At 32.7% G+C, this 13,559-nt stretch carries 8 protein-coding genes; 7 read left to right on the plus strand and 1 reads right to left on the minus strand.

What is annotated here, in order from left to right:
• The first annotated feature begins 279 nt into the window (after positions 1-279).
• Together GR162_RS14805 and GR162_RS14810 are read left to right on the plus strand one after the other, a co-directional pair.
• The gene (locus GR162_RS14805) at positions 280-3,471 is read left to right on the plus strand and encodes a SusC/RagA family TonB-linked outer membrane protein (protein WP_160782785.1); all 3,192 of its coding nucleotides are present in this window, start codon (positions 280-282) and stop codon (positions 3,469-3,471) included.
• Positions 3,472-3,474: 3 nt separating this feature from the next.
• A complete protein-coding gene (locus GR162_RS14810) occupies positions 3,475-4,917 on the plus strand; it encodes a RagB/SusD family nutrient uptake outer membrane protein (RefSeq protein ID WP_160782786.1) in 1,443 nt (480 codons plus the stop codon).
• Positions 4,918-4,984: 67 nt separating this feature from the next.
• On the opposite strand, the gene GR162_RS14815 is transcribed toward GR162_RS14810, so the two are convergent.
• Complete coding sequence (locus tag GR162_RS14815; protein WP_008464503.1) at positions 4,985-5,887, minus strand: DUF6607 family protein; 903 nt, start codon at positions 5,885-5,887, stop codon at positions 4,985-4,987.
• Positions 5,888-5,989: 102 nt separating this feature from the next.
• Here GR162_RS14815 and GR162_RS14820 point away from each other — a divergent pair, with 102 nt between their 5' ends.
• From GR162_RS14820 to GR162_RS14840, 5 genes are all read left to right on the plus strand, one after another.
• Positions 5,990-8,056: a TonB-dependent siderophore receptor gene (locus tag GR162_RS14820; protein ID WP_160782787.1), complete on the plus strand. Its 2,067-nt coding sequence runs from the start codon at positions 5,990-5,992 to the stop codon at positions 8,054-8,056.
• A gap of 27 nt (positions 8,057-8,083) precedes the next feature.
• Positions 8,084-8,704 carry an HmuY family protein gene (locus GR162_RS14825; protein WP_160782788.1) on the plus strand — a complete coding sequence of 207 codons (621 nt, stop codon included), beginning with the start codon at positions 8,084-8,086 and terminating at the stop codon, positions 8,702-8,704.
• A gap of 272 nt (positions 8,705-8,976) precedes the next feature.
• Entirely contained in the window at positions 8,977-10,455 is a 1,479-nt protein-coding gene (locus tag GR162_RS14830) for an SGNH/GDSL hydrolase family protein (protein ID WP_160782789.1), read from the plus strand.
• Positions 10,452-11,873, plus strand: a complete 1,422-nt coding sequence (locus GR162_RS14835; RefSeq protein ID WP_160782790.1) for a GDSL-type esterase/lipase family protein — start codon at positions 10,452-10,454, stop codon at positions 11,871-11,873. Before GR162_RS14830 ends, GR162_RS14835 begins: the two co-directional genes overlap by 4 nt.
• A 1-nt stretch (position 11,874) precedes the next feature.
• Complete coding sequence (locus GR162_RS14840; RefSeq protein WP_160782791.1) at positions 11,875-13,557, plus strand: MBOAT family protein; 1,683 nt, start codon at positions 11,875-11,877, stop codon at positions 13,555-13,557.
• Positions 13,558-13,559 lie beyond the last annotated feature (2 nt).

Below are 13,559 nucleotides of genomic sequence, written 5' to 3' on the forward strand. Positions count from 1 at the left end.
TTCATTTTTAGCTATTTTGAATTAGTACGCTTTTAGTTGAGATGAAAAGAATGAAAAAACCATCTATATACTGGATGGTTTTTATTCTTAATTAAAGTTCAGTAATTAATTTCCTCCTCCAATAAGCTATCATAAAAAACTTTTTTAATATCGCATAAGCTATTTAGTACGTAATTTGTAGTATTAATATTTCAAATTATAATGTTAAAAGTAAATTGATTCTTGTTAAAATTATTTTAATTTTTTAAGTTCGCCCTCTCTAATTAAAAAAACAAAATAATGAAACAAAAATTAAAAGGACTTATGATGCTTTTTTTCATTCTGATTCTGCAGTCAAGCATTGCTCAGGAGAAAAAAATTACAGGAGTGGTTTCGGATGCAAATGGTCCAATTCCAGGAGTAAATGTAATGGTCAAAGGCACAAAAACTGGAGTACAATCAGATTTTGATGGGAAGTATGTAATAAATGCTAAAACTGGAGATATTTTGACTTTTTCATACATGGGATTCAAAGATGTTAATTTGACTGTTGGATCTGGTTCTGTTCTAAATGCTAAGATGCAAGAAGACGGAAAAGAGTTGGATGAGGTTGTAGTAGTTGCATTTGGAACCCAAAAGAAACAAGAAATTACAGGAGCTGTATCTAAAATTGACGCAAAAATGTTAGAAACTTCGCAGGCATCTAATGCAGTTCAATCCTTAACAGGGAAAGTTGCTGGTGTTCAAATTAGTGCAAACTCAGGACAGCCAGGAGATCCGCCTCAAGTTAGATTTAGAGGTATTGGTTCTATTTCATCTTCAAATGCTCCATTATATGTTGTGGATGGCATACCATTTAACGGCGATATTAATTCGATAGCGACTCAAGATATTGAATCAATTAGCTTTTTAAAAGATGCATCATCAAATGCATTGTACGGAAGCAGAGGTGCTAACGGGGTAATTATTGTGACCACAAAAAAAGGAAAGAAGGGACAGCTTACCATTATTTATGAAACTAAAATTGGAGTGAATTCAAGAGCGGTACCTGAATATGATGTGTTTACTAGTCCAGCAGACTACTATAAGGCTGTATATAATAGAATTAAAAATGGTTTAATTTTTCAAGGGCAAACAGTTGCGAACGCATCCAATATAGCTGCTCAAAATTTAATTAGTGGAGATACTTATTCTCTGGGATACAACAATTACAATGTGCCCAATAATCAAGTTATCAATCCAGCAACCGGAGAAGTGAATTCGGATGCGAAATTATTATATCATGATAATTGGTCAAAAGCTTTGTTTAGGGATGCAATAAGACAAGAACAGTATTTAAGTTTGTCTAGTAGTTCAGATAATCTTAGTTCCTATTTGTCTCTTGGGTATTTATCTGATGGAGGATATACAATTAATTCAAACTTTGAGCGCGTATCTTTAAGAGCAAATGTAGATTACAATGTTTCTAGCAAAGTTAAAATAGGAACAAATGTAAATTATGCTCATTCAAATCAAAATGCTCCAATCTCAAAAGTATCATCTTCAACATACAGTAATTTATTTAGCTGGGCTAGAAATATAGCGCCAATCTATACTATTTGGAAAAGAGATCAAAATGGTAATACAATTTATAATGAAGATGGATCAAAATCGTACGATTTTAATCAGTCTGGAAATAGACCATATGGTTCAAATTTGAATCCTTATGCTACGACATTATTAAATAAAAAGACAAACGAGGAAAATAAATTTGGAGCCAGAGCCTATGTATCCATTGACTTCTTAAAAGATTTTAATTTTAGATATAATATTGGCTATGATTTATTGTCTGGTTACTATCTAACTACCACAACAGGCGAAGGTGGAGATGATATGGGAGTTAACGGAAGAATTGGAACAGCTACAAAAAATGAATATACCTTAACAAATCAACAACTGTTGTCTTGGAAAAAGGTGTTTGGGGAACATTCAATTGATGTATTGTTAGGTCATGAGTCTTCAGATTTTAAATCTAAAATGTTGGCTGGACAAAAAAGTAATGTTGTAATACCAAATTTGCCAATTATTAGTAATGCAACTAAATATGGTTATTTAGATGGCTATAATGATTTATACAAAGTAGAAGGTTATTTTTCTAGAATAAATTATAATTACAAAAACAAATATTTTGTTAACGGAAGTTTTAGAAGAGATGGATCATCAGTATTTGCTCCAAACAATAGATGGGGTAATTTTTATGGTTTTGGAGGGGCATGGTCTGTAATGAAAGAATCATTCTTCCCTAAAACAAAATGGATTACAGATCTTCGAGTAAAAGGCAGTTATGGTGAACAAGGAAATGATAATATACTTTATCCTGTTACCTCACAAATTAGTCACCGCAATTATTTTGGCAGTTTAAGAAATTATTACGCTTATGAAACGCAGTACGAAATTGTTCCCGATTCAGACGGTAATGCAAGTGTTTTAAATGTTTTTGAAGCAGACAATAGTGTTAAGTGGGAGAAGTCCAAGAATTTAAATGTTGGATTTGATATTACATTATTTGATCGAATTTCTTTAGAAGCAGAGTATTTCGAAAGAAATGTAAGCGATTTGATATATAATTTTCCTATTGCATTATCTACAGGAACTTCATTTGTTTCAAAAAACATTGGAGATATGGGGAATAAGGGTATTGAGGTTAACTTGGGAATTGATATTGTTAAAAATAAAAATATTGATTTTAATATTTGGGGTAATGCAACAAGTTATAAAAATAAAATTACATCGCTGCCAAAAGCATTCACAGACGGTATTTATCGTTTTGAGGTAGGTGCACCTGCTTATTCTTATTTTTTAAGACAATTTGCTGGAGTTGATAAAACAAATGGAAATGCATTGTGGTATAAAGATGAAAAGGATTCGGCAGGAAATTTAACCGGAAGCAAAGTAACAACAAGTGTGTATGGAGATGCTACAACATATTTAAGTAAAAAGAATGCTAATCCAGATGTATATGGAGGTTTTGGAACAATGTTTAGATTTAAAGATATTACATTCCAAGCGAGTTTTGCTTATCAATTTGGCGGTTACATGTATGACGGTGTTTATCAATCAGCGATGTACTCTGGATCTGATAACATAGGTCAAAATTATCATAAAGATGTAACAAAAGCATGGACAGTTGATAATCCTAATTCAGATATACCAAGAATTGACCATGTTTCTACTTTTCAAATGTCAACGTCGGATTATTTCTTAATAAAATCTGATTATATAAGCTTACAAGATATCTCAATTGGATATGATTATGATGAACTATGGCTTAAAAATTTAGGCATACAATCTACAAAATTTACCTTAATGGGGTCAAATTTAGCTTTATGGTCTAAAAGAAAAGGAATGGATCCGAGGTTGAATAACTTAGGCTCTAGAACTAATAATGGACAATCTTTAAATGTCTATGGAGTGATGAAAAGTATTTCATTTGGTTTAACAGTTAATTTTTAAAATATGAAAAAAACAGTAATAGCATTTGCATTTTTACTGGCTCTTACAAGTTGTGATAAAGACTTTCTAGACACAGTTCCTGAATCAACAATTAATAAAGACCAATTAGCAACATCGGCATCTGCTAATCAAGCTATTGTGAGTGGAATTTATTCTGCCTTAAGATCTTACGGACTGGCAATTGGAAGTAACCACGAAGATTATGGGCATAAGTCTGTTCTTGCTGCAATGGATATGATGTCTAATGATATGTTAATGACAAAATCAAGTTGGTACCAATCTTTTTATACCTATGTAGGCAGACAGCAAACCAATTCAAGATCTAGATTAGTTTGGAATACTTATTACCCTCAAATTAAATCTACAAATATTGTTTTAGGCGGAATTCCGTCAACGACAACAGATCAAGAGTTGAAAGCAATTAGAGGACAGGCATTAGCGCTCCGAGGCTATTTTTATTTTATGCTAGCACGAACTTATGGACCGACTTATGTAGGAAATGAAACGAAACTCTGTGTTCCGATTTATCAGGAACTGACATTGGAAGGAAAAGCAAGATCTACCGTGAGTGAAGTTTATGCCTTAATTGAAGCCGATTTAAAGGAAGCTATCGAGCTTTTGTCTACTTATAAACGTCAAAATAATGATTCTGTGGATAAAAGTGTTGCTGAAGCTTTTTTAGCAGATGTTTACTTAGAAATGGGCAAGTATCCAGAAGCTGCAAATATGGCTCACGATGCAAGACAGAATTATACTTTACTAAATGAGGCGGAATGGATGAATGGATTTTACATAACAAAATCTAATGAAACCATGTGGGGAGCAACATTAAATTCTTCTATCAGTACTTTTGTTGCGAATTTCTTTGGACATTTTGATAATACAAATCCGTCGGGTTATGCTGGAGGAATGGGTGTTTATAAAAATATAGACAAGAATTTGTATAACAGTATTTCGGATACTGATTTTAGAAAAAAAGCTTTTGTTCCTCCATCTGGCAATTCAATTTATCCATCTCTGCCAGCTTATGCAAATATCAAATTTAGAGATCCGACCATTGATGCGGGAAGTTATATTTACTTGAGATCTTCCCAGTTGTATTACATAGAGGCAGAAGCACTTGCGAGATCTGGGAAAGAAGCGTCTGCAAAAGAAGTTTTATATGAAATAACTATAACTCGAGATCCTTCATATGTATTATCTACAAATTCAGGATCGGCTTTAATTCAAGAAATAATAGTTCAGAAAAGAATAGAATTATGGGGAGAAGGTTACGCCTGGTATGATATGAAACGTTTGGGTGTTGGTCTTACAAGAGATTATATAGGTTCCAATCATCCTGCTTTTGGTAAGTTTAACATTCCAGTTGGTGATAATAAATTTATTTTTCAAATTCCTCAAGCAGAAATAGATGCAAACCCACTAATAGTTCAAAACCCATTATAATAAAATTGAAAGTAAAAAAAGCCTGAAGTTTCAAAACTTCAGGCTTTTTTACAACAACTAATTCTAATTACTTAACAAATTTGTCAATGATTTTATCGGTTTCCGCTTTTGCAGTATCTGGCTTTAAATCAAATAGAAGAGAATAAAGAGCTTTTCTGTCCACTTTAGCTTCTAAGTTTAAGTCTTGATGTCTGTCAAAAAGAGTTTGCCATTTATCGCGAACGTTTTTCCATAATGCATTATTTTCTTTCCACCATTTTTGAGCAGCAATGCATTTTACATCTGGAACTTTAGTGTAAACATCAAATCCTTTTTCTTGAGCTAGTAAAACATCTTTCCCAGTATCGTCGCGAACTAATTTATCATTGTCTTGTTCGTGATTCCATCCCGTAGCAGTGATTTCGTGTATGTTTCTTCTTTTCAAAACATTATAATCGTTACGTTTTGTTTGCTCTCTTCTTGGAAGTGGAGCATCAGCAACGTTTGCCCAATAATCTTGTCCGTCAACATGTACCCAAGTTGAAGATCCCTCATATCTTGGGCTATCATCTACCTGATATACTTTTTGAGTCCACTGACCTTTAACGGCTTTTTTGTCTAATTTCTTGTATTTCCAAGAATTGCCTTTATCAAAAGTATATAAGTCTGTGTTTTCGTATAGCCAATCTTGTCTCCAGTGTTTGATAATCATATCGTCGCTTACAATCAATAAGTGCTGCATTACAATTTTGTTAGGAGTGTCTTCTAATAACTCTACCCATTCTAAGGCAGATTCGTGTTTCGTTTCAGAAGGTTTATAAGTAAGAGAATCTTTTGGATATGAGAAAGTTTCTGTGAAGTTAAACTTTACCTCATAACAACCACACATTGATTTAATAGATTTTATGTCTTGTTGTTTTTTGTCCTGACTAAAACCAAGACCACATGTTAAAGCCATAGCGGCTGACAAAAAAAGGCTTTTTGAAATCATAACTTATTGTTTTGTTTAAATTTTCGCAAATATATAAATTTTATTTAGAACAATTAAAAATAGTTATATATTTGCATCGATTATTAAGACTGAATAAAAATAATGAATTTTAAAATAACTCTTTTTACTGTTGTGCTTTTTTGTCAAATTTCTGTTTCTCAAGAGGTTCAAAAAGATAGTGTCGAAACAAATGAATTATCAGAAGTTAAAGTTACTACTGCAACTAGAACGGAAAGAGTGCTTTCGTCATTGCCTTTACCAATGACAATTATTACATCTGAAGCTATCATGAAGTCAGGCGTTACAAGATTAAATGAAATTTTAAGCGAACAGACCGGTATTATTTTAATTCCAGACGAAAGTGGTTTTGAAGGAATTCAAATGCAGGGATTGGATGCCGCTTATACCATGATTTTAATTGACGGTGTACCATTAGTAGGGAGAAGTTCTGGTGTTTTAGATTTATCAAGGGTTTCAGTAGGGAATATAGAAAGAATCGAAATTGTTAAAGGCGCTTCTTCTGCATTATATGGTTCTGAAGCAATGGGAGGAGTGATAAATGTAATTACAAAAAGACCAAAAAAAGATATGTTTACAGGTAGTCTTTCTTATCGATATGCAACTTTTAACACCAGTGATGCCAATACAAATTTGCTGTGGAAAAAGAAGAAATTCTCAGCTAATCTTTTTGCTAATTTTTATTCTACAGAAGGTTATGATTTAGATAAAAGTACACCGTTAAAGAATCTAGAACCATTTTACAATTTTACTATTCAGCCTAAGATATATTACGACTTTTCGGAGAATCTAAAATTAATTGTGAATAACCGTTTTTATGATATGAAAATGGATAATAGAGCAATTATAGATTCTGAAAACTATAAGGGGGACGCCAAAGAGAAAGAATGGAATTCGCAATTAAAATTTGAACATAAATGGAGTTCGAAAGTATATTCTGAATATGAATTTTATGCTACAAACTATCAAAATGATTCATTTTTAAAAGACCAGAATAATATCGTTTTTGAAAGTGCCTATTACAATCAATGGTTAATTCGACCAGAACTTCGAACAACAATTTCTCTGAAAAATGATAAACTAACTGGTGGAGTTGGATTAAATTATGAGACGCTAGACAGGACTTATTTTGAGAAACAAGTCAATTTTAATTCGCAATATGTTTATATTCAATACGATTACAATCCGACAGAAAAATGGAATGTTCTTGCTGGATTTAGATATGATAATCATAGTGAATATGCTTCACAGTTTAGCCCGAAACTAGCAGTCAACTATAAGGTTAATGAAAACTTTTCTCTTAAGTCTTCCGTAGGCTATGGATATAAAGCGCCAGATTTTCGCCAATTGTATTTTGACTTTACAAATCCATCAGTTGGATATACGGTTTTAGGATACAACGTTGCTGAAGATCGCTTAGATCAACTTGAAGAACAAGGACAGCTTTTGTCAAGAGTTGACGGGGTAAGTTTTGGTGAGCCGTTGAAGCCAGAAAGCTCAATTAATGTCAATTTTGGAACTTTTTATAAGAAAAATAAATTAAGATTGGACGTCAATGCTTTCTATAATTCAATAGAGAATTTAATTGATACTCGTGTTGTTGCTCAAAAAAATAATGGTCAGAATGTCTTCAGTTATTTTAATATCAGTAAAATTTTCACCTACGGTTTAGAGTTTAATTCAACGTATGATTTTACAAAACAATTATCAGTATCATTTGGTTATCAGTTTTTAACAGCAAAAGACAAATCGGTTCTGGATAATTTCGAAGATTACCAATATATCCGTAACTCAGATTTACAAACTATTCAAATTAAAAAATCTGATTATTTTGGATTGTTTAACAGGTCAAAACATACGGCCAATGTTAAGTTTGCTTACACTATTCCTAAAATTAAGACCGACATCAACTTACGCGTTTTTTACAGAAGCAAATATGGGATGTTTGACACCAATGGTAATCAGATACTGGACAAATATGACACATTTGTAGATGGTTACTTTTTGACAAACTTATCAATTTCAAAATATATCGGAGATAAATTTATGCTTCAAGCGGGAGCTAATAATTTATTTGATTTTACAGATCCTAGCCAAATTAGCAATTTGGCAGGTCGACAGTTTTTTGCACGAATTCAATATAATTTTTAATCAATATTTATTTAACACCTTTTCAAAATGAAAACAAAATTCTTACAGCTTTCGCTTTTAGCATTATTTATTTTTACAGCATCTTGTAGTAGCGATGACGATAAAAATGAAGTAGTACCAGTAGTAACTACAAAAGTTTCTAATATTGCTGCGCCGCAGACAGGCGGGCAGGGACAACCAGCAGGTGGCGCATTTGCAAAATTTAGTTTTTCTCAAAATAAGTTGGTAACAGATAATAGCTGGGATATTGCTTTCCGTGGGACTACAATCATTGTAAATGGAGGAGCTAAAATTGGTCTTACAGATGAACCAGAAAGAACAGGGTCTGGCGCAGTAAGTATTGTATCTGGAACATTTGCTAGTATTACTACATTTCCTGCGGCTAGTACTTTTGCTCAAGATGCATCAACAGTTTATTCAATTCCGACAGGAAGCGGAAAAGGTTGGTATTCTTATAATGCAGAAACTCATATTATTTCTCCTATTGCAGGAAAAGTATTTGTAGTAAAAACACACGATGGTAAATATGCAAAGTTTGAAATATTAAGTTATTATAAAGATGCGCCTGCAAGTCCAACATTAACTTCTGAGTCGCCATACTACACTTTTAATTTCGCTTACCAGGCAAACAGCACTACTACATTCTAATAAAAACTAATAATCTCGAATAGATTATTTTATATAGGGTACTTTTAAAAACATCAAAAATCTAGTCAATCATTAGCTTTGTTTTTTTTATTTTTTTTTGATAAGGAGGTTAGAATTTTCTAACCTCTTTTTTTTGCTCTACTTTCTTGTTAAAATGAAATAGAAACAAAATGTTATTCTATCTTTGCACAAATTTTTTCTGCCGTAGATTAAACATTATTGAATTGGTTTAATTTTTGAATGCAGTTCTTCATATTTTTTATAATTATTAAGTGAACACAAAATCTTATTTTTTTCAGTCTTTTGCGATTGTTGCTTTGGCATTGGTTGCTTTTATTGGATTCAAACAAATCCTTCCAGACAAGATATTTTCTGAGAGTAAGTTAGATTCTAAAAATATATTAATAGACAGTCTGCTTTTAGAATCTGTTGCTGAAGATTCTCTTTCTCTAGACAAAGACAGTATAGCTGAAAGTGAAAAAGAACTGAACCAGCAGAAAATTGTTTTTGATGAAACCGAAGGAATTGAATTTCCTGCTGAAACATTCGAAAATTATAAAGGATATCAATACCTGATTTCTTTTTATGAGAAATTGTATCAGCTAGAGAAAAATCCTCAGAACCATGTTCGAATTGCTTATTACGGAGATTCTATGACCGATGGCGATTTGATCGTTCAGGACGTTCGTGCCAATTATCAGGAACGTTTTGGAGGAAATGGTGTTGGTTTTGTTCCTATTACTTCAGAATCTGCCGCTTCGAGAGGTTCTGTAAAATCAAGTTATTCTAAAAACTGGAAAACACAGTCTTATTTAAATGTAAAAAGGCCTACAAGCCCTTTCGGAGTTAACGGACATGTGTTTTTTGCAAATGATAAATCTAATCCGACTTGGGTTCAGTACGAAGCAGGATTGAACAAGTATTGTACTTCTTTGGATAATGCAACATTATTTTATGGACGTTCGTCTAAAACAGGAAAAGTGAATTTCATTATCGGAAAAGATACAATCAAGAAAAGCCTTTCTCCAAATAGTTTAGTAAACACATTAAAAGTTTCATCAGGAAGTCTAAAAGCTTTCAAGGCAAACTTTATTCAAGCAGATTCAATTCCGATTTACGGATTTAATTTTGATAACGGAAGCGGAGTTCACGTAGATAATTTCTCTCAGAGAGGAAATTCAGGACTTCCGATTTCGATGTTTAATGCCGATGTAATGAGAGCTTTTAACAATAGTTTGAAATATGATTTGGTTATCCTTCATTACGGAACCAACGTTTTAAATTACGGAACCAAAAATTATTCTTGGTATGAAAGAGGAATGACAAAGACCGTTAATAAAATTAAAGAATCTTTCCCCGGTGTTTCAATTTTAATCGTTTCAACTGCTGATAAATCGACAAAATATGATTTGGAGATGAAAACCGATTCAGCGGTAGTTCCTTTAATGAAAGCACAAAAACATTATGCTTTAGAAACTCATGCAGGGTTTGTAAACTTATATACTTTGATGGGTGGAGACGGCTCTATGATAAAGTGGGTTGACGAAACTCCGGCAAAAGCAAATAAAGATTATACGCACTTTAACCAGCGTGGCGCAAAAGCAATTGGTAATTTGCTTTACGGACAATTGAATAAAGGATACGAAGAATATAAAGTACTCAGACAAAAAAGAGATGCTGAAGGGACTAAGCCAAAACCAGTAAAAAGAGCCAGACCCGATTCTATTTCAGTAACAAAAGATAGTGTATGATAAATAAACTTATGGTTTTCTTTTGTTGTCTTTTTTTTACAACAAATGATAAAACTCCTAAAACAGACGTACAGCCAACACCCAAAAGTATGATTCAAAAAGTGGATACAGCAGCAATTGATGCTCCTTCTGATGGCCAGATTTATAACGCAAAAGTGATAAGCGATTTTTTTGAAAAACTAGAAAAAAACGAAGATCAGAAGAATCAAAAAATCAATATTGTGCATATTGGCGATTCGCATATTCAAGGCGATTTGATGACCAATGAAATCAGAAAAAAATTGCAGCAGAGGTTTGGTAATGCTGGGCGTGGTTTAGTATTTCCATATCAATTGGCCAAAACAAACGGATCTTATAACGAACGTTTTCGATCTAACAGAACTTGGGAAAGCTATAGAAATATTCACCCATTTAAACAATGCCCGATTGGAATAAGCGGAATTGGACTTTGGAGAGATTCCGGCGGATTTGTTCTGGAAATGAATGTTAAAGATCCAGCGTATAAATTCAATACAATAAAAATTATTACGCCCCAGAATCAGAATATGTTCGATTTGGCAATTTCGTCTAAAATCAATTCTATTCAGACAACCGAGCGAAGAGTTATTACCCATAAGATTAAAAAAGGCGAAGTACTTGGGACCATTGCAGACAAATACAATGTTTCAATTGCTGAAATTAAAAGAGACAATCGTTTAAAAGGGAATAATATTCGTGCAGGAAGAACATTAAAAATTGCAACCAACGAAACAAGAGCAAAGACCATTTCAATGTCAGAGTTTGTTCCGTTAGCAATCGAATCAGATTCTTTTTCGCATTATTACAACTCGGAAAATGCTTTAAGCCGAATATTCTTGATTCCGAACAAAGAAGCAAAGGATTATGAGTTAAACGGAATCGTTTTGGAAAAAGATGCACCAGGGATTATTTATAGCGGAATTGGAGTAAACGGAGCTAAATATTCAGATTACAATAAATATCCATTATTCTTTGAACAATTGAAATCGTTGCATCCCGATCTGCTGGTTTTTTCACTGGGAACAAATGAAAGCTATGATCATCTGGATTCGGAAAATTATATTAAAGAATTACGAGAATTTATTAATAATATCAGAGCACAAAAAATAGATGCACCGATAATTGTAATGACACCTCCGCCATCATTGCTAAGAAGAAAGCCCAATACTTATATTGATAATTATGCGAGACAAATTATAGATATAGCTCAGAAAGATGGTCTTGCGGTTTGGGATTTGTACGACGAATTTGGAGGCATGAGCGGAATCAGACAATTAAAAGTGCAAGGATTAATTGGGCCAGATTGGGTTCATTATTCAAAAAAAGGATACGAGAAACAAGGAGATTTGTTTACTCAAGCGATTTTAAGATCATACGATAATTTTAAATTAAAGAAGTAAGTTGACGACAATAGAGAGCATTAATAATTGGTTCATTCAAAATTTTGGTGCAATTACAATAGAACAAGTTAAAAGTTGGTTCGTTTATAATGAAGACGAAAAACTTTTATTCAATACCGGTTTATTCTTAGGTTTATTTCTGGTTTTCTATTTTGTGTATGGTTTTTTACGCAAAACATTTTATTTGAGATTAACGTATGTTATCCTCTTCTCATTATTCTTTTACTATAAATCAAGTGGAATTTACTTCCTTCTTTTATTGCTTTCATCGGTTGTAGATTATGGTTTGAGCCAAATTATTTACAGAGAAAGCAGAGACAGCGTTAAGAAATTTTACTTGGTGATAAGTGTTATTCTGAATTTGGCGCTTTTGGGCTATTTCAAATATATGAACTTTTTGATTGTGACATACAACGATATGTTTCATGGTAATTTTGAACTGCATAATGTTTTTCTTCCTGTTGGAATTTCGTTTTATACGTTCCAATCGATGAGTTATATTATTGAGATTTATAGAGAAGAAATCAAACCTACAAAAAACTACATCGAATATTTATTTTTCGTTTCGTTTTTTCCGCAGTTAGTTGCCGGGCCAATTGTGCGCGCAAAAGATTTTCTTCCACAGATTTATCAAAAATTAAATTTGACAAAACAAGATGTAAACAATGCTTTATTTTTGATTATTGGAGGTTTAATCAAGAAAACGGTAATATCAAATTACATATCGGTAAACTTTGTTGATCGTGTTTTTGATACGCCAATGAGTTATACTTCTTTCGAAAACTTAATGGCATCGTATGGATATGCGATTCAGATTTACTGCGATTTCTCAGGATATTCAGATATGGCAATTGGTATTGCATTATTGCTTGGATTTAAATTGCCAGTCAACTTTAGAACACCGTATAAATCAACTTCGATTACCGATTTCTGGAGAAGATGGCATATTTCGCTTTCGACTTGGTTAAAAGACTTTTTATATATTTCTATTGGAGGAAATCGTAATGGATCTTTTGCAGGATATTTATTTCCAAGTTTATTCTTCTTCGGATTATTGCTTTGGGGAATGTCTTGTTATAATGAAAGTGTAATTCCACTTGTCATTGCAGGAATCAGTATTTTGATTTTCGCTTTGTCGTTTTTACTGTCAAGCAAAATAAAACAGACTTTAGTAACCAATTTCAACTTGTTTACTACAATGCTTTTAGGAGGATTGTGGCACGGAGCGGGAGCGCAGTTTATTGTTTGGGGAGCACTTCACGGATTAGCTTTAGCGGTTCATAAAATTTTCATGGAATTCTTTCCTTCTAAAAAAGATAAAAGCCCGAATTTCTTATGGAGATTTTTCTCAATCGTAATTACATTTCATTTTGTAGTTTTCTGTTGGATTTTCTTCAGAGCAAGAGATTTTGAAACAGCATTACAAGTAATTAATAATATCGGACAATTGACTTTCGAACCAGAACTTTGGAAAACAATTGTTCTTGGATATAAAAATGTTTTCGGATTAATGCTGTTTGGTTATGTTTGGCATTTCTTGCCAGAAACTTTCACAAACGGAATGAAATCTGTTTTCGACAAAACGCCATTATTAGTAAAAGCTATAATCTTAGGATTTGTTTATTGGATTGTATACGCAACTGCGGTAGCAGGTTCGCAACCGTTTATTTACTTCCAATTCTAAAA

This window comes from Flavobacterium sp. HBTb2-11-1, from assembly GCF_009826975.1.
GTDB lineage: Bacteria > Bacteroidota > Bacteroidia > Flavobacteriales > Flavobacteriaceae > Flavobacterium.

What these genes read in the sequence shown, in the direction of transcription:
- GR162_RS14805 (WP_160782785.1), top strand. Translation starts at nt 280, where the DNA reads ATGAAACAAAAATTAAAAGGACTTATGATGCTTTTTTTCATTCTGATT.
- GR162_RS14810 (WP_160782786.1), top strand. Translation starts at nt 3,475, where the DNA reads ATGAAAAAAACAGTAATAGCATTTGCATTTTTACTGGCTCTTACAAGT.
- GR162_RS14815 (WP_008464503.1), bottom strand. Translation starts at nt 5,887, where the DNA reads ATGATTTCAAAAAGCCTTTTTTTGTCAGCCGCTATGGCTTTAACATGT.
- GR162_RS14820 (WP_160782787.1), top strand. Translation starts at nt 5,990, where the DNA reads ATGAATTTTAAAATAACTCTTTTTACTGTTGTGCTTTTTTGTCAAATT.
- GR162_RS14825 (WP_160782788.1), top strand. Translation starts at nt 8,084, where the DNA reads ATGAAAACAAAATTCTTACAGCTTTCGCTTTTAGCATTATTTATTTTT.
- GR162_RS14835 (WP_160782790.1), top strand. Translation starts at nt 10,452, where the DNA reads ATGATAAATAAACTTATGGTTTTCTTTTGTTGTCTTTTTTTTACAACA.